The organism is Burkholderia sp. NLJ2, from assembly GCF_049487195.1.
In the GTDB taxonomy this organism is placed as follows: Bacteria; Pseudomonadota; Gammaproteobacteria; order Burkholderiales; family Burkholderiaceae; genus Burkholderia; species Burkholderia pyrrocinia.
On record NZ_CP137808.1, the window covers coordinates 1,949,194 to 1,968,221 of the forward strand.

The window sequence follows — 19,028 nt, forward strand, 5'->3', positions numbered from 1 at the left end:
CTCTTCCGACTGCCATGACTCGTACGGATCGGCTTCGGGGCACCCGTGCCATTCAGCATCACCGTTTCTTGTAGTTTTGATTCGACATACTAAACACCTACATTGAGCGCATTTCCTGCTACCTGCCGATTCGACGGACGGCGAGTCCTGCAGGCGACGAGAACGTCTCGTGCGCCGTACCGCGTGCCATCCGCTGTCGATCGGGTACTTCTCCTGCATCGCGGCGTGCAGCGCCGGCCGCTCCTTTAGAACAACCTCGGCGTGCCGACCCAGACGATCACCGCTTCTTCGTCGGCCGTGTTGTGCCACGCATGCGGCATCGTCGATTCGTAATGCGCGGTATCGCCCTCGTTCAGCGTGAACGTGCAATCCTCGAGCGTCAGCGCGACCTGCCCGCGCATCACATAGACGAACTCCTCGCCCGCATGCGTCGTCACCTCGGACGGCGAATGCCCTGCCGGCATCCGGACGAGAATCGCGTCGAGCTTGCGGCCATCCACCAGATTCGTCAGCCTGGCGAACTGGCTGGCCGAGTTCGCGAACTGGAAATACTGCAGTGCGTGCCCGCGGCACACCGAGCGCGCTTCCGTCGGCGTGTCGATGAAGTACTGCATCGTCACGCCCAGCGCCTTCGCGATCCGGACCAGCGACGTGATCGACGGCGTCGCCCGCCCGCGCTCGACCTGCGACAGGAACGGCTTCGAAATCCCGGCGATCGTGGACGTTTCGTCGAGCGTGAGTTTCAGGCGCTGGCGCAGCGCCCGGATCTTGTTGCCTAGCGACACGGCGACGAGCACCGACTCATCAGGGGGCAAAACCATGGGAAGTCGGAGCCTCGCAGTCGAAATCGGTTTGATGTCGGCGATCCTTGACCGATGCGATGACGCGATCGCCCCGGCGCGATACCCGGCTGCGCGCTGACGCTGCGTGCAGGCGGCGTGCGGCACAGCACGGCAACGTCGCTGCGCGGTCGCGCATCGCTCGAATATTTCATTCGGTTTACTAATTAACAAGACTGCCCCTTTCCTCGTCGGACCTGACCGTCAAGCACTTGTACTGCCGCGGCGGCACGCCGCTCGTCGACCGCGCCCATGTTGCACGCCGTCGCGCCCTTCCGTTGCGTTACCGGGATGCCACTGCCGTCCAGAGCTTTGCCAGGTCGCCGGAACCGTCGGCCCCCTTGATCGTGCGCAGCACCTGGACCGCGCGCGCCTTCTGGCCAGCCACGTAATACGCCTCGCCGAGCCGCAGTCGCGCCGCGTCGGGATGCTCGAGCCCGCCCTTCGCGATCGCCTGCTCCATCATCGGCAAGCCCTGCTGCGCGTGGCCCGCAAAGACGAGGTTCATGCCCGCGTCGATCGGCGCCGCCGGCGTGGCGGCGTCCCCGCCCGGTTGCGCACGCTTGGCGGCGAGCGCCTGCAGCCGCTTCTCGCGGTCCGCCTGCGCGTCCTTGCCGAGTACGCCGGACGCGAACCCCTGGTCGATCACCTGCTTGCCTTCGGCAGGAGACCCCGCAACCAGCGCGAGCTGCGTCATCTCCATGTACGCGTCGGCCGTCGCGAGCGACCCCGTCGCCCGGCGCAACCGGTAGATGTCGAGGTCGAGCGACGACAGATACCCGGGGTTGCCGCGAATGGCCGTGACCATTTCGTCCCAGTACGCGGGGCTCGGGTGGTAGGCCACCAGCAGCCCGAGCGCACCGCGGTACGCGCTGCCGTCCTTCACTTTCTGCGCGCACGTCGCGAGCATCTGCAACTGCCCTTCATCCGGTGCGTGTCCGCCGTTTGCCTGCGCGTCCGTGCTCGCCTTCAACTGGCTCACGACCGGCGCGCAGTCGTTCGACAGGTAATACGACTGCGTGAGCAGCGTGCGCATTTCCGGATCCGCCCCGCCCGCCTTCAGATAGCGCTGCGCGGTCCGGATCGCCAGCGGGTAGTTCTTCTGCTGGAAGTAGATGCCGGCCAGCGCCGCCGTCGTCCGCTGCTCGTCCTCGCCCGACAGCCGCCCCGAGTTCAGTACGGTTTCGTAAGCCTGCGCGGCCGTGCCCGAGTCGCCGGCCGCCATCGCCGCCGCACCGCGCATCTCTTCCACCATGTACGTTTCGTACGGCGTCCGGTTGGGCACGGCGGCCGCCTGGGCGATCTTGCCGAGCGCATCGCGATACTTGTGCGCCCGGCACAGTTCCTGCGCCGCTGCCAGCGGTTTCGCCACGTCCGGCCGCAGCGCGTCTGCCGGCAGCGCTGGCCGGCCGAGCATGCATGCCGCGCCGAGCGCGGTCACCGCCATCATCCGTTTCCATCGTCGCTGGTTCATCGGCTCGTCCGTTTCGTCATTGCATGAACTGTTCGTTACCGATCAGGCCGATCTTGGTCGCGCCCACGCGTTGCGCGGACGCCAGCACGGCCGCCACGTCCTTGTACGGCACCAGCTTGTTGGGCCGCAGATGGATCTCCGCCTGCACGGGTTCCGCCGCCACCTGGGTCAGCTTCGCCTCGAGCGCCGCGCGGTCCGGCACCGGTGCGCCATTCCACGTCGTCGTGCCGTCGAAGTCGATGTCGATCTGCACGATTTCCGGCGGCGTTGCCGGCGGCGGCGGATTGCCCACCGGCAAGTCCATCTTCACGGAATGCATCTGAATCGGGATCGTGATGATCAGCATGATCAGCAACACCAGCATCACGTCGATCAGCGGCGTGGTGTTGATGTCGACCATCACTTCCGGTTCCGCATTGCCTCCGCCCGAAGGCACGTTCATTCCCATTTTCGACTCCTGTTGACCAGAGTTAGCGCTTTAGCGCTTATGTCGGCTGGAGTTGGTGCTTCAGCACTTACTCCAGCCCCATGCTTCGCATCTGGTCCCATGCTTTGCGGTCGATCAGAGTTAGCGCTTTAGCGCTTATGTCGGCTGGAGTTGGTGCTTCGGCACTTACTCCAGCCCCATCCTTCGCATCTGATCCCATGCTTTGCGGCCAATCAGCGTTCGCGCTCCGGCGCTCGTATCGGCCGGTATGCGTGCCCCGGCACGTACTCCGGCCCCATGCGTCGCAGCAGTTCCTGCACGCGCCTAGCCGCCGCGCGCCGGCGGCTCCGTAATGAACGACAGCTTCGCGATCCCCGCGCGCTCGCACATCGTGACCACGCGGCCGATGAACTCGTAGCGCGTGTTCTCGTCGCCCCGCACGTGGACGCTCGGCTGCGGCTGCTGCAGCGACACGCCCTTCAGCTTCTCGAGCAGCGTCGGCGCGTCCACCAGTTGCTCGCCCCAGAAGAAATCGCCGTCGCGGTTCACTGCGATCTCGATGCTTTTCGGCGTCGTCTGCAGCGGCTGCACCGTCTCCTTCGGAAGCTGAAGCTGGATCGTGTGCGTCACGACCGGAATCGTGATCAGGAAGATGATCAGCAACACCAGCATCACGTCGACGAGCGGCGTCGTGTTGATGTTGGCGAGCACCTCGTCGCTATCGTCCTGCCCGACGTTCATGGCCATCGCGCGTCTCCGTCAGCCGATCAGTTCGCGAGCGACGCTGCCGCTGCCGGCGCCGGCGCACGCACCGGGCGCCGGTTGCCGGCCAGCAGCACCGTGTGCAGTTGCGCGCCGAAGTTGCGGACCCGTTCCATCACGGACTTGTTGCGCCGGACCAGGAAGTTGTAGCCGAGCACCGCCGGCACCGCGACGGCGAGGCCGATCGCGGTCATGATGAGCGCCTCGCCCACCGGGCCCGCCACCTTGTCGATCGACGCCTGTCCCGCGATGCCGATCGCCGTCAGCGCGTGATAAATCCCCCAGACCGTGCCGAACAGCCCCACGAACGGCGCCGTCGAGCCCACCGTGGCCAGAAACGCGAGCCCGTCCTGCATCCGGTTCGACACGTTCGTGATCGAGCGCTCGACCGACACGTCGATCCACGTGTTGCGGTCCACCGCTTCCAGCAGCGCATCTTCGTGATGCTCGCCGGCCTCGATCGCCGTTTCTGCGATGAACCGGAACGGCGACGCCTCGTCCAGCAGCCTGGCGCCCTCCGCCAGCGACGGTGCGGTCCAGAGCTGTGCATCCGCCACCTTCGCGCGACGATTCGCGCGCAACTGTTCAACGAACTTCGTGATCATGATGTACCAGCTTCCCATCGACATGATCACCAGCAGGATCAGCACGAAACGCGCGACGAAGTCGCCGTTCTTCCATAGCGCGCCGAGCCCGTACGGATTCTCGACCGCTTCCGTCGTAGCCGGCGCGGGCGGTGGTGCCGGCTCGGCAGCGGCCGGCGGCGCCGTCGGTGTGGCCGACGGCGCCGCGGCCTGCACCGCTGTGCCGGCCGCCCCGCTTGCCTGCGCATGAGCGAGCTGCGGCGCAACGAACCCGTCGACTGCGGCGACGGACATCAACATGCTTGCCGCCAGCGCGGCCAGTGAACGCTTCGTCATACCCCACTCCAGTTCTTTCGGTGAACTTAATACTTCAGTTCGAGACGGTTTTCCCCGGCCCGGCTCATGCCGGGCCGCCCACTGCATCAATTCAGATTGAACGAGAACGGCACCTGGACCCGCACCGACTGGCCCTGCGCGACGCACTTGAACCGTTTCACGGTGTTGTAGGCAGCACGATCGAGGATCGGATCGGCGGACTGCGCCACGCGCTCGTTCGTGATGTTCCCTTCCGCATCCACGACGAATTCGATCGTCACGTCGCCCGTGATGTTGTTTTCCTGCGCTTCCTTCGGGTACTGGATCGACGCGCGCAGCGTGTCCGAATTCGGGCAGACCACCCCCACGTCATGGCTGACCGGCTTGGCCGGCGCCGGAGCGGGTGCCACGACCGGCGCCTGCACGGCCGGCGCGGAAGGAACCGGGGCCGACTGGTGCGTGATCGTCGCCTGCGGCGGCGCCTGCACCGCCACTTCCGGCGGCGGGACGAACGGCGGTGGCGGCGGCGCGAATTTCGGCGGCGGGAGCTTGACCACGGGCATCGGCGGTGGCGGCGGCGGCTTGACCGGCTCGATGATGCGGGTTTCGATCGGATGCTGGATCACCTGCACGACTTTCGTCGCAAGGCCGTTGAGCAATGCGTAGATCAGCACGGCATGCAGCACCAGGACGATGCCGATGCCGCCGAACCGGCGCACCGGATTCTGCTGCTTCTTGCCGAACTCTCGCGGACGCCCCAGCGTAGCAAGACCGCTGTTCGACGTAGCCAGACGCTCTTCGACTTTCATGCCTACCATGCATCCCCCAAGCGATTCGCCCAGTTTCGGGTTACTGCCGGCAGCGGAGCCAGGTCGGCATCGCCACCGCATCAACCCGAAAATTTCATTTCAAATTCAATTAGCAATCCAAATTGAAAGAATTGCATTCGAATTCCAATTCATTCTTTTTCAAGGATTCGATCCGGCCGGCGCGGCCCGGTGTCGCACCGGAAATCCACGCGCCCGCACGGTCAGGCAATTGTCAGCTGAGCTGGCGCACCTCGTGTTTCGCATCGCGATCGCCGTTCGTTACGCGGTGATGTCAATGGCGCCGTTCACTTGGGTGCAGAAGATAGCAAGGAAAAAATTTTGCCGTCAAACTTTATTTGATGCCCGAATACAAAGTTTGGAGGATTTATTCAAATAATATTTCGGTAAGCTTAAATCAAACTTTTATTATTGAAACGGTAATTGATTTGTATGGATATATACCAAATCGAATATTAAATACTTTCGACATAAACAGTGGCATATCTCCTGCGCCGCACCAAAATGGTCCGTTCCGGATGCACCGTGCAAGGTTCGGCCCTTTGCGTCGCCAACGCGGGCATCGATCGTCCGGCGCCTCTACTCACCTGCCCCTGGTCGGCCGACACCGCTCCCGGGACACGTCGAGCGCACGAATGGTTCGATTCAAAATTGATCTGCAATCCGATACAAATAGCAGGCGGACTTTCATCAGATGAAAGTCCGCCAACCTACTTTGTACATCGAATTAACTGTCGCGGATGACACGAGAAATCCCGGCGCACGAACACGTCGCCATGCATCGGTACGCACACGTGCGCACCGGCCCCGCGCGTCACCGCACGCGCCGCGCAATCAGGACTGCATGCCCTGCATCTTGTGCGAAAAATGCGCGCGCTCGGCCGTCTCCATCAGCATCAGGAATTCGTCCTGCGTCATATGGATCAGCGCTTCGTGATCGCCGGCCTCGAAATAAACATCCGGCTGCTGCGCGAGGCGTTCCTCGAGGAACGTTTTCATCCCGTACGCCATGCAGACCGGCGGCAGCGCGCCCATGTCGCAATCCTTGAACAGTTCGCGCAGTTCGACCTCCCGGGCGAGCACGAGATGGCGGCCCGTCTTCACCCAAAGATCCGACAGGCGCACGGCGTGCGTCGTCGGCAACACGGCGGCGACGTAGCCCTCGTCGTCCTCGAGGAGCACGGTTTTCGCGAGGCGATCGCCGGGAATATGCGCGGCGGCGGCCGTCTCCATGCTCGTATGGCTATAGGGGTGGTACACGACTTCGTACCGCGATGACTTCTGGCGCAGGCAATCCTGCAGGGTGGCAGATACAGGCATGGCACACCTCGTCTGGGCGAATCGGGCGAACGGAGTTCGCTCCGGATTTGTTCAGCATAGGTCGCATTTTGGCCGATGGAAATCGCCGCGTCGCCCCTTCCTCATTCGGGCTCCCGCTCCGGATCCAACCCCTTTTCGCGCAGCCAGTCGCGGTTGAAAAGCCGCGCTCGATAGATGTCGCCGCGATCGCACAGCAAGGTCACGATCGTGTGCCCCGGGCCCATCCGGCGGGCCAGCCAGACCGCCGCCGCGACGTTGATGCCGCTCGACCCGCCGACGTACAGCCCTTCCTCGCGCAGCAGCCGGTAGACCATCGTCACGCACTGCTGATCGTCGATCCGCACGGCGTCATCGATCGGCGTGTCCGCGAGATTCGCGGTGACACGCGTCGAGCCAATGCCTTCGGTGATCGAGTTGCCTTCAGCGCTGAGGTCGCCCGTTTTCACGTAACCGTAGAGCCCGCTGCCGTGGGGATCGGCCAGCACGATCCGGACCGCCGGATTCTGCTCTTTCAGGTAGCGGCTCACGCCCGCCAGCGTGCCGCCCGTGCCGGTCGCGCAGACGAATGCATCGACCGTGCCCGCCGTGTCGCGCCAGATTTCCGGCCCGGTCGTCTCGTAGTGCGCCTGCCGGTTGACGACGTTGTCGAACTGGTTGGCCCATACGGCGTTGTCGAGTTCGTCCGCAAGCCGACCGGCAATCTTCTGATAGTTGTTCGGGTCGCGGTACGGCGCCGCCGGCACCGGGCGCACGTCGGCGCCGAGCGTGCGCAGGATGGCCATCTTGTCCGGCGATTGCGTGTCGGGAATCACGATCACGCAGCGATAACCGCGTGCCGCGCAGATATGCGCAAGACCGATGCCCGTGTTGCCCGCCGTGCCCTCGACGACGGTGCCGCCCGGCTTCAGCGCGCCGCGCCGCTCGGCGTCGCGGATGATGTAGAGCGCCGCGCGATCCTTCACCGAGCCGCCCGGATTCATGAATTCCGCCTTGCCCAGGATCTCGCAGCCCGTTTCCGCGCTGAGCTTCGTCAGCCGGATCAGCGGTGTGCGACCCACGCAGTCGACGAAGCCTTGTCGCACGTCCATGTTCCCCTCCTTGACGGTTGCGCTCGCGCGCCATACACAACGAAGGATAGGACGCGCCCGCCGCTTTCGGCGCCGGCCGCCGCGTACTAAGCTTGGAGAGCCCATTGCGGCGCGCGCCGCATCGCCAGACGAGGTCCGCCATGCTGCAATTGCAAACCGTCGCCGTCGACAAGCCCGAGGCCACGAATTTCATCCTCGGCCAGTCGCATTTCATCAAGTCCGTCGAGGACATCCACGAGGCGCTGGTCGGCACCGTGCCCGGCATCCGTTTCGGACTCGCGTTCTGCGAGGCATCGGGCAAGCGGCTCGTGCGCCGTTCCGGCACCGATGCGGAGCTCGTCGAACTCGCGTGCCGCAACGCCCTCGCGATCGGCGCCGGTCACGCTTTCATCGTGTTCCTCGGCGACGGTTTCTTTCCGGTCAACGTGCTCAATGCGATCAAGGCCGTGCCGGAGGTCTGCCGGATCTACTGCGCGACCGCGAACCCGACCGACGTGCTCGTCGCGGAAACCGCGCAAGGACGCGGGATCGTCGGCGTCGTCGACGGCTTTCCGCCGCTCGGCATCGAGAACGACGACGACGTGCGCTGGCGCAAGGATCTGCTGCGCACGATCGGATACAAGGCGTAGACGCGGGCCGCCGGGGCGGCGCCGAGCACATGCCGCCCGTCCGCTGCGGCCGGTTCATGCGGGAGACGCCGCGGCTTGACCGTGACTCGCCGCCGGGTGCGACGCGCCCGCGGCGGGCGTCGCGGGATTCGCGTGCGGCGCGGGATGTCCGGCCGATGTGCCGCCGCCGGCATTGCCTGCCGCACCGGCACCGCCCGTGGCTGTGCCACCGCCCGCCGTGCCCGTGCCGCCACTTCCACCCGCCCCGCCAGCCCCACCAGCCGCCGCCGTTCCACCCGCCGCACCGGGATGCGCGGCCGGCGCCGGCGTACCCGGAGCAGCCGGTGCGGCCCCGGTGTCCGCGGGCGGCGCAAGCTCCTTGTCCAGCGCCGCGAGCCGCGACGCCTGCGCCTTTTCCGCATTCGCCTCGCGCTCGCCGCGCGCCGCGATCGCGGCCTTTTCCTCCGCGTCGGGATTCAGCGTATTGGCCTTGATGCGATCGACCTGCCCCTTGCCCGCGAAACGATCGAGCGGCAAGTAGTCGGTCTTGAAGTACAGCTCGACGCCCGAGTTCAGGTCGAGATCCGTGTTCATTTCCTCGGTGGTCTGGGTCTTCTGCGTCGACACGTACGCGATCGTGTTGCTCATCTTCGCTTCCGCGCCCCAGAAGCCGACATTGAAGCTGCCCTTCGCGTCGATCTTGTTCTGGAAATCGAAGCGGCTGCCTTCGTCCGCGGCGGCCGCGCTGCGCGTGTCGATGTGAAAACGCATCGACGCATTCAGCCGGCCGCTCTCGATCACGATGCGCTGCATGCCGAGCATCACCATCGTGCCCAACAGTTGCTGGCGCTGCTGCGCGAGCGCCCGGCGCGCGAACGGCAGCAGCACCGCCTCCGGATCGCCGCTCGGCACCGACTCGTTCGGCCCCAGCCCGAGCACCGCGCGCAACGCGCCGTCGGGCGGCATCGCCGCGCCGTCCTTCAGGCGCACCGTGCGCGACAAATCCGCATCGCCCGGCGAGCGGTCGCCGCCGTCGTCGCCGGACGTGTCGTCGCCCGCCAGCTCGAACGAGCCCGGGAAGCTGTCGACCAGCCATTGCCGCGCGCGATCCGGGCCGAGATTCGCGTCGGCGAAATCATCGGTGGTCGTCGCGACGTTGCGCAGCAGGTCGAGAAACGACTGCATCTGCTGCTGGTTCGAGTCGGTGATCGCCTTGAACACGCCGTTGATCAGGTCCGATACGAAGCGCGGAAACGACACCGCGTTCAGGATCCGCTGCGTCGTGCTCGCGAGCTTGTCGGTCGCGATGCCGCTGAACGCCTGTCCGGCGTTGGCGAGCGCGGTCGCCGCCGGCATGCGCGGCGCCCCCTCCGGCCCGGCCGCGTGCTGCACGCGACGCGCGTCGGCGTCGCTGCGCGCCTCCTCGAGCAGCAGGTTCGTCGCTGCCGCGCACACGCGCACCAGCGCCTGCGACAGCGTCCTGCGGTCGTCCGGCGCGAGCACGTGAAATCCCGGCGCACGGGACAGCAGGTCCCGCACCGCGAGACGCACCTCGGGCAGCGGCTGGGGGGCGCGGGCATCGGCTCGCATGTCAGCCGCCCGCCGCGCTGCCCAGCTTTTCGCTCAGGTCCAGGCTCGACTGCAGCCAGGTGGTCGCGTTCGCGCGCACCGGGTCGCCGGGCGCGACGACGGGCGTCGATGCGTCCCCTGCGTACAGGCCTTGCGAGCCGGTCGACGCGAGCCACGTCAGCACCGCGAAGCCGGCCTTCGCGCGTTCGACCCGCGGCTCGATCACCGGCCGCGTGCGCAGGTAGCGCTGCGCGAGCACCCGCACCACATCCCACAGCGCGCGCACGCCGAACGCACGCTGCACGGACGGATGCTGCAGCAGCCGGATCGCGGCCTGCACCGTCGACAGGATGTCGCCCGCCATGAACGCGCTGATGCCCGCACCCCGCTCCATCAGGATGTCGAGCACCTGCCGCGCCGCGAGCGAGACCTGCGCGGCCGGTGCCGGATCGGCCGCCCCGTCCGGCGGCAGCGCCGGGTCGAGCCGGCACAGCGCCTCGCACAGGTCGATGAACGCCATCTCGAAACGCTCGCCGGCGTCCGCCTGCACGGCATCGGCGCGGCCGGCCTGTGCGTCGTCGCCGAACAGGTGCACGTAGAACGCGTGCCGCTCGGCCGCGCTCGCGCGCTGGTTGCGCCCGTGCCAGAAAGTCGCGAGATCGTTCGCGGCATCGCCCAGGTCGGCGGCGAGACCTCCCGCCATCGCGACGCCGCACAGCGCCTGCGCCGCGTTCACGAGCTCCGTGTTCTCGAGCTCCGACGCGAGATACAGCGCGGCGATCGCGTTCAGGTGCGCGGCATCCGCCGCGCCGGAAACGGCGGCGGCGGGCGGCAATGCGATGTCGCCGAGCCCGTCGAACGCGAGCGCGAAGCCCGCGGTTTCCGCGAGCCGTGCGAGATCCAATGCCTGCGCGACCGCCAGCTCGACCGGCTGGCCGCGCACGTCGACGCAGCACGATGACGGAGCGATGTCGAACGGAGCCATGACGGCTTACGGCTTGGCCGCGGCAGCCGCCTTCGGCTGCGGCTGCGGCACGGAGTTGCCCTGGATCGCGGCGATCATGTCCGGGCTCGCCAGCTTCTCCATCGGGAAATAGTCGCTCTTGAAGTTCACGCGAACTTCACCGCTCAACTGCGCCTTCACCTGGGCCTTCGATTCGGACGTGTCGTCGACGGCCGACGACACCGTGGTCATGTGATCGCTGGTCTCGGTCGAGCTGATGCCGGCCTGGATCGGATTGAACCAGCCGCCGGTACTCGCGCTCGCGGTCGTCGTCGACGAGTCGTGCTGCGCGTCGTACAGCGACGCCTTCGCGACGCGTCCCGCGGTATCGGACGCGCGCATGTCGAACACGACCTTCGCGTTGATGTGGCCGTCGGTGATCACGATGCGGTTGATGCCGAGCATCACCATCGACGCGAGCAGTTGCTGGCGCGAGCGTGCCATCTGCTGCCGCGCGGCGAGCACGAGCCGGGTTTCGTCCTCGGGGCTCGAGATATCGGTGACGGGCTTGGCGAGCCCGAGGTCGCCGGAAATGCGCTGCAGGCCCGCGGCCGGATCGTCGCCTTTCGCCACCAGCACCGGTTGCGGCGCCGGCGCCGCGGCACCGTCCGCCTGGGCCATGTCCTCGGTGGTCGTGTCGACGTCCAGCACGTCCGGATACTTGCCGGACAACCAGTCGCGCGCGTTGTTCTCGCTGATGTTGTCCTGCGCGAACTCGTCGACGGTCTTCGCGACGTTCGCGAGCAGTTCGCCATACGCGCGCATCTGCTGGATCGACGAATCGACGATCGCCTGGAACACGTTCTGGATCAGCCCGCCGACGAACTTCGGGAAATCGACCTTCTGCACCAGCTCGCCGAACTGCTGGACGCCCTGCCGCACCGCCGCCGCATCGAACTGCTTGCTCGCGAAGCCGCGATTCTCGGTCGCGCGACGGCCCGCCTCGGCGACGTTGTCGGCCTGTGCGGCCGCGACCGGCGGTGCGGCCGGCTGCGAGCCCGCCAGCGCGCCGTCGGGGTTGGCCATGTACGCGGCGACCTTGACCATCTGCGACGCGATCGCCTGCTGCTCGTCCGGCAACAGATGCGAAAACGCCGGCACCGCGAGCAGCATGTCGCGGACCTTCGGGCGCACCACCCCGAGGGTTGTGTCGTCCGCCCACGCTTGGGGCGCTGAGCGTGCGGTCATGACAAATCCGTCGCCTCATGCGGCCGGCGCGGGCGCGGCCGCTGCGCTGCCCGGTGCCGCCGCGCCCGCGCCAGGCGTCGCGGCAGCCCCCGTGCCGGCGCCCGTGCCCGCCGCGGGCGTTGCGGCGCCTGCCGCCCCGGCCGGCGCGCGCGTGCCGCCGGCGCCGCGTCCCGGCACTGCCGCAAGCTGGAGCTGCGCGATCTGGGCGGGATCGACCATCTTCTCGAGCGGGAAATAGTCGCTCTTGAAATTCACGTCGACCGTGCCCGCGAGCGTCGCCTTGACCTTCAGCGACTCGTCCTGCGTGTCGGACGCCGCACTCATCGCGGTGACGATCGGCGTCTCGGTGTACTTGTACGTGCCCTTCGTGTACCAGCTCGAATCGCGATCCTGCTGGTCGGGGCTCTGGCTCGAATCCTGGCTGTCGTCGCCCGAGCCCTGGCTGGCGCCGCGGTCGTACGACCCTTCGGATCCGTAGGACTTCTGCACGTTTCCGGACTGGTCGCGCGCGTAGTCGTAGGCGGTCGCGCTGCGGCGCAGCTTGCGCGAATCCTGCGCCTGGAAGTCGTACATGATCTTCGCGGAGATCCGCCCGTCGGTCACGACGATCCGGTTGATGCCCATCAGCACCATCGTCGCGAGCAGTTGCTGGCGGCCTGTCGCGACGTGCGTGCGCGCGGCTTCGACGAGCGCGCGCTCGTTGTCGTCGTCCTCGGTGTCGAGGCTCGCGATCTTCGTGCCCGTCGACGCCAGCTTGTCGTTCACGCGCTTGAGCGCCGAATCCTCGTCGACGTCGTCGCGCAGTTGCAGGCGCGGCTGCGACTGCCCGTCGTCGCCGTCGGTGACGCCGATCTGGAAGACGTCCGGGAACTGCTCGACGAGATGGTCGCGGCCCTGGTTCGGCGTGACGTTGTCGTCGCGGAAGTTGTCGAGCGACTGCGCGACGCTCGCCACCAGCTTGCCGTAGGCCTCCATCTGCTCGATCGACGACTGCACGATCGCATGGAACACGCCCTGGATCAGCTTCGCGACGAAGGTCGGGAAATTGACCTTCTGCAGGAACAGCCCCGCGACCTCCGCGCCTTCGCGCGCGGCGCCCGCCCTGAACTTCTGCGCGCCGATCGCCTGCACGGCCTGCCGGTCGGTCCGGTACTGGTCCGCGCCGGACGGATCGTCGAGCGCCTGCGCGCTGACGCGGCTGTTCGCGAGCGTGTGGCCGGGAATGCCTTCCGGTGCTGCCAGGTAGTCGGCGATTTGCGCGGTGTCGTGCGCGATCTGCTGCTGGATGTGGCCGGGCAGGCGCCGGAATGCCTGGCTCTGCTGCAGCAGATCCTTGACCGCATGGCGCACCTCGGCGCGCGGGACGGCCGCCGGAGCCGGGCCGGTGCTCGCGTGCGTGCCGCGCTCGGGCTGGACGTGGTTCATGGTTGGCCTCGCTGGGCGATGGGTGTCAGGTGCCGGTGTCCTCGCGTTCGCGGCGCGCCTCCATCCGGTCGCGGATCTCGAACTCGACCGGCCGCAGATAGAGGCTCACGCGCGGCGGCGAATGCGCGGCCGCGTGGATGCTGAGCACGGAGAAATGGCCGGGCCAGTCTTCCCGCTCCGGCGTGAACGCGCGCAGCCAGCGGCCCAGCGCCTGCAGTTCGCGCGGCCGCTCGGTCAGGCCCAGCGCGAGCAGATCGAGGAAATTCGCGGGCACGTCGGGCACCATCCCGAGCAGCACGTAGATCTCGAATTCGGGGCCGTCGTCGCCATGGCCGATCGCGAGCAGCACCGAGCGCTCGGGCAGGTCGAAGCGGCCGCCGAGCGCCACGCCGAGGATCTGCATGATGCCGGGCAACTGATGGCCCAGCCGCAGCTGTTCGAGCACCGGGCCGAGCTCGCGCAGACGCAGCGCCCCGCGATGCAGGAACGTCAGGCGCTGCTGGCCGCGCTCGCGCTGGCAGCCGATCGTCGTGAACAACGGTACGGCCTGCGGCAGCATCTGCTGCACGGTGGTGGCCGCATCGAGCAGTTCGAACGGCAGCGCGCGCATCTGGTGCGGGCCGATCTCGTAATAGACCTTCGACGTATACAGCCCGTCGCGATCGAACGAATTGCCGAAGAACGCGCCGTAGTTCAGCATCGTGCCCGAGCCGGCCGTGCGCCATTCCTCGCTGCGCTGGTCGAACCAGCGCAGCGCGTCGGGGCCGAAGCACGGCCGCACGAGCCGACGCATCTCGCGGGTCGCCTCGTCGCGGCGGTCCTGGCCCGACGCGCCGGGGCCGAGCGGCTCGATCGTGAAGCGCAGCACGCCGGGCTGCAGTTCGGAAAACGACGGCTCGAACGGCGCGGTGCCGGGCGTCAGCGCGTTGTCCGCGTACTGGCGGTCGCCTTCGGGCAGCGCGAACGTGCGGTCCATCAGCGGCCTGATGAACGGCGTCGGGTCCGCGGTGCCGAGCTGGCCCGCCGCGCGCCGCAACCGCTCGACGATGGCGTGGGACATGGGTCGTTGCGACATCGTTGCCTCCGTTCAGTGCCGGTAGCCGGTGCCGAGCGACATCGCCGGCACGCCGACCGAATCGAGCAGGTCGCGCGCGATCGACGGAATCTGGATCGGCCGCGTGGTCGCCATCGGCGCCTCGTGCGCCTGTGCGTACTGGTCGACCCGCGTCTCTTCGGTGCCGGTCACCGCGAGCCACTGGTCGCACGCGTTCACGAGGTCGTAGTCGCTCGGCGACACCATCGCGCTGACGCCTGCCGGCCGCGGCACCGGGAAGCGGATCGCGTTGTCGTCGAGGATCACGTCGTAGCCGGAGCGGCCGAGCTTCACCGTGTTCTTCGCGAGCCACGCCATGACGATCGCGCCCGAGGTCGCCATCGTCCGGTACTTCACGCTGTTCTTCGCCCCGCCGAGCTCGAGTGTCGCGACCTGGTCGATCACGCCCCACATGTCCTTCGCGCCGTACGACAGCATGATGTCCGGATCCGACAGGAGTCCGATGAAATCCTTGATCAGCTGCTGCAGCTCGGTCGCGATGAAGTACGCCATCCCGTAGCCGTGCACCGACAGGTTGTTCGCGATGTCGCGCCCCGCCTTGCGCACGAGCTGCTGGCTCACCGGGTTCGGAATCCGCGCGCGCAGCAGGTCGTCGACGCGCTGCTGGCGCACGTACGACGACACCGCGGACACGAAGCGCAGCCACAGGTCGTTGAAGTCGCGGTTCGGCGAGCCGCCGTCGTCGCCGCCCGGCACGCCGAGCGTGCGCGCGTAGAAGCTGCGCCGCTCGGCTTCCGAGATGCGGTTCGGCGTGTTCTTCCAGTATGCGTACAGGTAGTCGCCGGCCTTGCCGCGGCCGATCGGCAGCACGCCGTTCTGGAACAGCTCGGCGAGCTTGTCGACCACCTGGAACACCTTCAGCTCCTCGAACATCGCGGAGAAGTATGCGGGCTGCATCGCGCGGATGTTGTCGCCGATGATCTCGGTGTTGGTCGACGCCTCGAGATCCGGCAGGTCGATGCTGATCTGCGACGTCGGCCCGCCGTTCGCGACGTTCTGCACCGCGTCGAGCGCCTCGTTGACCTTGCGCGTGAGCTGCGGCTCGTGCTCGTCGATCCCGCGCCCGAGCAGGATGCGCAGCACCTGCGCATATTCGGTCGCGTCGACCTCGAAGGAGCCGTTGGTCGCGCCGATCGTGACGAGAATCGGGAACACCAGCGTCGCGAGCGCCTTGCAGCCGTTGAACTCGCCCATCGCCTTGAAATAGGCCTCGCTGAAAGCACGGTAGACCGGGTCCGACGTGTCGATGCCGAGAATCCGCGACGGATCGGTCAGGTGCGACAGGATCGGCGGCAGGCCCCGCGGCGACGCCGCGTTCGGCACCATCTTCGCGAGCTGGCTCGGCGTGATCTCGGTCAGCAGGACCGCCGGCGGCTGCACGCTGTCGGCCGTCAGGTAGCCGTACACGGCGGCCATCTGCACGCCGTCGCCCGGATAGCTGGCGGGGTCGCCCGCGGGGCTGCCGGCGTCCATCCCGAACGCGTTGGTGCCGTCGGCCTGCATCGCGGGCTGGATCGGCAGCGCGCTGAAATCGAGGCCCTGCACCGGATCGCTCGTCGTGTTGTAGCTCGCGATCGCGATATACAGCGGATCGAACAGCGGCGGCTCGACCTTGGACAGCCATTGCGTGATGCGCGCCAGTTCCGCGAGTTCCTGCGGCATCAGCGCGCGCTGCTGCGCGACCTGGTTCAGCTCGGATTGCCGCCCCTCGAGCGTCAGCCGCTTCGCCGCATCCGCCGAGCCCAGGTCGGTGAAGATCACCTGTGTGGCCATGGTCATGCTCCTTTCGATTTGATGTCGACCCAACCTGGCGCTTCAGCGCCCGGCCGGGTCCCATGCAAGGCTGATACGTCGATTCAATCCCGCCCCGCTGCAGTGCCGATCCGCCGCTCGCTGCCCGCCGGATCCGTCTCCGCGCCGTGCCTCGACTCCCCACCCGGCGCGGATCCGGTGGGCGCTCCGGTCGGCGTGGCCTGCTATCCGTCGTCGGCGTCCGCGTCGTCCTCTTCGCGATCGATCCGCCGGTCGAGCGCCGCGAGCGCCGCGCGCACGTCGAGCACGCCGCTGCCGTAGCCCGGCGCGCTCCCGCCCGGAAACGGGCTTGCGCTTTCGACGAGGAGCGTGCGGAGCGTCGCGCCGTCGATCGGGCAGGCGCGCCGCTCCGCGCGGCTGACGAGCAGCGCGGCGGCCCCGGCGACGAACGGCGCCGCGAAGCTGGTGCCGGTCGCGCACTGGTAGCCGCGCAGCGCGGCGGTGACGATCCGCTCGCCGGGCGCGCACAGCGCGACGTGCGCGCCCGACGTCGTGAAATGCGCGGGCCGGCCGGACGCGTCCACCGCGCCGACCGCGATCACGCCGTCGAACGCGGCCGGCCAGAACGCCTCGTCGCGGCCGGAATTGCCGCTCGCGGCAACCAGCACGCAGCCGTGCGCGAGCGCGTAGCGCACCACGTCCTCGTGCGGCTTCGCCCCGCCGTTCGGGAGCGCCGAATCCGGCGTGCCGAAGCTCATGTTGATCACCTTCGCGCCGAGGTCGACCGCGATCTTCATCCCGCAGTCGATGTCGGCGAGCGCGCCCATGCCGACCGGGTCCGGCCGGCCGGGCAGGCGCGCGGCGCCCAGCACGCGGATCGGCAGCAGCGACGCCGCGCCGGCGAGGCCCGGCGGCAGGCATGCGCCGCTCGCGCCGATGATCCCCGCGCAGCCCATGCCGTGGCCGACGAACGGGTCGTACGGCCGCCGGTCGAAGCGCGCGTGATCGCCGAGCAGCGTCACGCCCGCCGCGAGATCGGTGCCCCTCAACTGCACCGTGTCGAAGCCGGCACGCCAGCGGTCGACGAATTCCGGATGGACGGGCGCGATGCCCGTGTCGACGATCGCGACGACGATCGCCGGATCGCCGGTTTCGTAGGCCAGCGCATCGGGCCCGTTCACGCGCACGCGCGACGCCCACGCGTCGTCGAGACCGGCCACCGCCGGCAGCTCGAACGGCGCGGTCGCGATCCAGTGCGGGCACGCGTGCTCGACCGCCGGCAACTGGCGCAGCGCGTCGACCAGCGTGCCGATCGGCGTCGTGCGGTCGACTTCGACGAGGAACGTGGCGGCCATCCCGAGCGCATGCTCGACGTCGTCGTAACCGAGATGGCGCGCGCCCGGCCGGTGCACGGACTGCGCGGCCGAATACACGCGCGTGACCCGCGCGGCGCCGCCGTGATGCCGCAGCAGCCGGTCGATCGGCCCGCCGTCGAGCCCCTGCGCGGGCGCCCCGAGCCGCCGCATCACGTCGAGCCGCGCGGGCACCGCGGGCGGCGCCTCGCCGACGCGCAGCTTCACGAGCAGCGCGCCGGGCACCGCGTAGCCGGCGCCGTGCGGCAGCCAGGGAGCCGGCGCGCTCATTGCGCCCCCTCGTCCGGCGCGCCGGCGCGCACCGCCCGCGCCGGCGCCGATCCGAAATCGAACGCCTGCGCGACGGTGCGGCCGTTGCCCGGATCGACCACCACCTCGCCGGCGAGCTGATGCGCGGCCGGCGCGACGATCAGCTCGGCGTCGCGCGCATCGAGCACGCTCACCGGCTCGCCGCCGATCGTCACGCGCGGCGTGCCGCCTGCCGTGAGGTTGCGCCCGCGGATCCGCATCCACGGCGGAGCGGCCGGCGCGTCCGTGGGCGCGGCATCGCCGCCTGCGCCGTCGCTGCCGTCGCGGAAGATCGGCTCGACGTGCGTGACGAGCGGCTCCGACGCACGCGCGAGCGCCGCGCGCAGCCGCTCGACCGGCAGGTTCGCCACGCGTTCGAGCACCCGCTCGCCGCCCTGCTCGAAGCGCCTCAGTTGCTCGGTGGTCTGCACGCCCGCCCATTCGAGCCGGCGCTGCTCCTCGTCGCTCAGCGTGTTGCCGACGACGTCGCGCAGCGCGGGCTCGTTGTTGCGCGTCGACGGCAGCGGCGCGTTCTCCTCGATCATCGGCTTCGTGATCGTCGTCAGCGACAGCCGGATCGTGCTCGCGTCGTGGTCGCCGGGCCCGGCGGGCCGGATCCGCACTTCGCTCTGCACGAATTCGACGTGCGTGCGCAGGTCGAGCGACAGGTCCTTCACCGCGAACGTCAGCGGCAGGTTCAGGTTCTGCGCCTTCACCGCCATCGCCGTCTGCGCGTGATCGAGCTGCGTCGTCAGCGCCTGGATGAACAGTTCGATCGGCAGGCTGTCGCTCGTGCTCATCGCCGTGTCCCCGGGTCGTCCGCCGCGCTGCGCGGCGTTTCGCGCCACGTCATCGACACGCGCGCGAGCGGCGCGTCGAACGCGGTCTGCCAGCGCCAGCGCGGCGGATTCGCGAACAGTTCGCAGCCGGCGGCCGTGCGTGCCCACGTGAGTTCGAGCGGCAGTTCGATCACCATCTCCCGTGCGTACAGCGCGCGATCCGGCGACACGATGGTCGCGTGCGCGGCCGACGCGATCGCGGCGAGGCTGGCGAAAAACGGAGCGCGTTGCAT

The 19,028-nt window shown here is 68.3% G+C and carries 19 protein-coding genes; 2 read left to right on the top strand and 17 right to left on the bottom strand.

Going from position 1 to position 19,028, the window contains the following annotated elements; genetic code table 11:
- Window positions 1-245: 245 nt before the first annotated feature.
- The 6 genes from R9B84_RS08915 to R9B84_RS08940 all read right to left on the bottom strand — a co-directional run bounded on the left by R9B84_RS08915 (window position 246) and on the right by R9B84_RS08940 (window position 5,210).
- Window positions 246-821: a helix-turn-helix domain-containing protein gene (locus tag R9B84_RS08915; RefSeq protein WP_423757697.1), complete on the bottom strand. Its 576-nt coding sequence runs from the start codon at window positions 819-821 to the stop codon at window positions 246-248.
- A gap of 301 nt (window positions 822-1,122) precedes the next feature.
- Window positions 1,123-2,313 carry a tetratricopeptide repeat protein gene (locus tag R9B84_RS08920; RefSeq protein ID WP_423757698.1) on the bottom strand — a complete coding sequence of 397 codons (1,191 nt, stop codon included), beginning with the start codon at window positions 2,311-2,313 and terminating at the stop codon, window positions 1,123-1,125.
- A gap of 16 nt (window positions 2,314-2,329) precedes the next feature.
- Window positions 2,330-2,761: an ExbD/TolR family protein gene (locus R9B84_RS08925; RefSeq protein ID WP_047900734.1), complete on the bottom strand. Its 432-nt coding sequence runs from the start codon at window positions 2,759-2,761 to the stop codon at window positions 2,330-2,332.
- 303 nt (window positions 2,762-3,064) lie between these two features.
- Complete coding sequence (locus R9B84_RS08930) at window positions 3,065-3,487, bottom strand: ExbD/TolR family protein (RefSeq protein WP_423757699.1); 423 nt, start codon at window positions 3,485-3,487, stop codon at window positions 3,065-3,067.
- A 20-nt stretch (window positions 3,488-3,507) separates the two neighbouring features.
- Window positions 3,508-4,422 carry a MotA/TolQ/ExbB proton channel family protein gene (locus R9B84_RS08935; RefSeq protein ID WP_423757700.1) on the bottom strand — a complete coding sequence of 305 codons (915 nt, stop codon included), beginning with the start codon at window positions 4,420-4,422 and terminating at the stop codon, window positions 3,508-3,510.
- 86 nt (window positions 4,423-4,508) lie between these two features.
- The gene (locus tag R9B84_RS08940) at window positions 4,509-5,210 is read right to left on the bottom strand and encodes an energy transducer TonB (RefSeq protein WP_423757701.1); all 702 of its coding nucleotides are present in this window, start codon (window positions 5,208-5,210) and stop codon (window positions 4,509-4,511) included.
- Between R9B84_RS08940 and R9B84_RS08945 the strand changes: the two genes are divergently transcribed.
- The gene (locus R9B84_RS08945) at window positions 5,209-5,607 is read left to right on the top strand and encodes a hypothetical protein (protein ID WP_423757702.1); all 399 of its coding nucleotides are present in this window, start codon (window positions 5,209-5,211) and stop codon (window positions 5,605-5,607) included. The two genes, R9B84_RS08940 and R9B84_RS08945, sit on opposite strands and share 2 nt — an antisense overlap.
- A gap of 455 nt (window positions 5,608-6,062) precedes the next feature.
- On the opposite strand, the gene R9B84_RS08950 is transcribed toward R9B84_RS08945, so the two are convergent.
- Together R9B84_RS08950 and R9B84_RS08955 are read right to left on the bottom strand one after the other, a co-directional pair.
- Complete coding sequence (locus R9B84_RS08950; RefSeq protein WP_047900737.1) at window positions 6,063-6,548, bottom strand: aminoacyl-tRNA deacylase; 486 nt, start codon at window positions 6,546-6,548, stop codon at window positions 6,063-6,065.
- Window positions 6,549-6,649: 101 nt separating this feature from the next.
- Window positions 6,650-7,636, bottom strand: coding sequence for a cysteine synthase A (locus tag R9B84_RS08955; protein ID WP_423757703.1), 987 nt, complete (start codon window positions 7,634-7,636; stop codon window positions 6,650-6,652).
- Between the two features lie 140 nt (window positions 7,637-7,776).
- Here R9B84_RS08955 and R9B84_RS08960 point away from each other — a divergent pair, with 140 nt between their 5' ends.
- Window positions 7,777-8,265 carry an adenosine-specific kinase gene (locus R9B84_RS08960; RefSeq protein ID WP_423757704.1) on the top strand — a complete coding sequence of 163 codons (489 nt, stop codon included), beginning with the start codon at window positions 7,777-7,779 and terminating at the stop codon, window positions 8,263-8,265.
- A 54-nt stretch (window positions 8,266-8,319) separates the two neighbouring features.
- On the opposite strand, the gene R9B84_RS08965 is transcribed toward R9B84_RS08960, so the two are convergent.
- The 9 genes from R9B84_RS08965 to R9B84_RS09005 form a co-directional block, all read right to left on the bottom strand.
- The gene (locus tag R9B84_RS08965; RefSeq protein ID WP_423757705.1) at window positions 8,320-9,834 is read right to left on the bottom strand and encodes a hypothetical protein; all 1,515 of its coding nucleotides are present in this window, start codon (window positions 9,832-9,834) and stop codon (window positions 8,320-8,322) included.
- A gap of 1 nt (window position 9,835) precedes the next feature.
- On the bottom strand, window positions 9,836-10,798 hold the full coding sequence (locus R9B84_RS08970) for a hypothetical protein (protein WP_423757706.1): 963 nt from the start codon (window positions 10,796-10,798) through the stop codon (window positions 9,836-9,838).
- Window positions 10,799-10,804: 6 nt separating this feature from the next.
- Entirely contained in the window at window positions 10,805-12,004 is a 1,200-nt protein-coding gene (locus R9B84_RS08975) for a hypothetical protein (RefSeq protein WP_423757707.1), read from the bottom strand.
- Window positions 12,005-12,019: 15 nt separating this feature from the next.
- A complete protein-coding gene (locus R9B84_RS08980) occupies window positions 12,020-13,429 on the bottom strand; it encodes a hypothetical protein (protein ID WP_423757708.1) in 1,410 nt (469 codons plus the stop codon).
- A gap of 25 nt (window positions 13,430-13,454) precedes the next feature.
- The gene (locus tag R9B84_RS08985; RefSeq protein ID WP_423757709.1) at window positions 13,455-14,489 is read right to left on the bottom strand and encodes a hypothetical protein; all 1,035 of its coding nucleotides are present in this window, start codon (window positions 14,487-14,489) and stop codon (window positions 13,455-13,457) included.
- Window positions 14,490-14,516: 27 nt separating this feature from the next.
- Window positions 14,517-16,322 (bottom strand): hypothetical protein, encoded by a 1,806-nt coding sequence (locus tag R9B84_RS08990; RefSeq protein ID WP_423757710.1) that lies wholly within the window; start codon window positions 16,320-16,322, stop codon window positions 14,517-14,519.
- Window positions 16,323-16,519: 197 nt separating this feature from the next.
- Window positions 16,520-17,938, bottom strand: coding sequence for a S8 family peptidase (locus tag R9B84_RS08995; RefSeq protein ID WP_423757711.1), 1,419 nt, complete (start codon window positions 17,936-17,938; stop codon window positions 16,520-16,522).
- Window positions 17,935-18,756: a hypothetical protein gene (locus R9B84_RS09000; RefSeq protein ID WP_423757712.1), complete on the bottom strand. Its 822-nt coding sequence runs from the start codon at window positions 18,754-18,756 to the stop codon at window positions 17,935-17,937. The genes R9B84_RS08995 and R9B84_RS09000 overlap by 4 nt, the downstream gene beginning before the upstream one ends.
- On the bottom strand, window positions 18,753-19,028 hold the full coding sequence (locus R9B84_RS09005) for a hypothetical protein (RefSeq protein ID WP_423757713.1): 276 nt from the start codon (window positions 19,026-19,028) through the stop codon (window positions 18,753-18,755). Before R9B84_RS09005 ends, R9B84_RS09000 begins: the two co-directional genes overlap by 4 nt.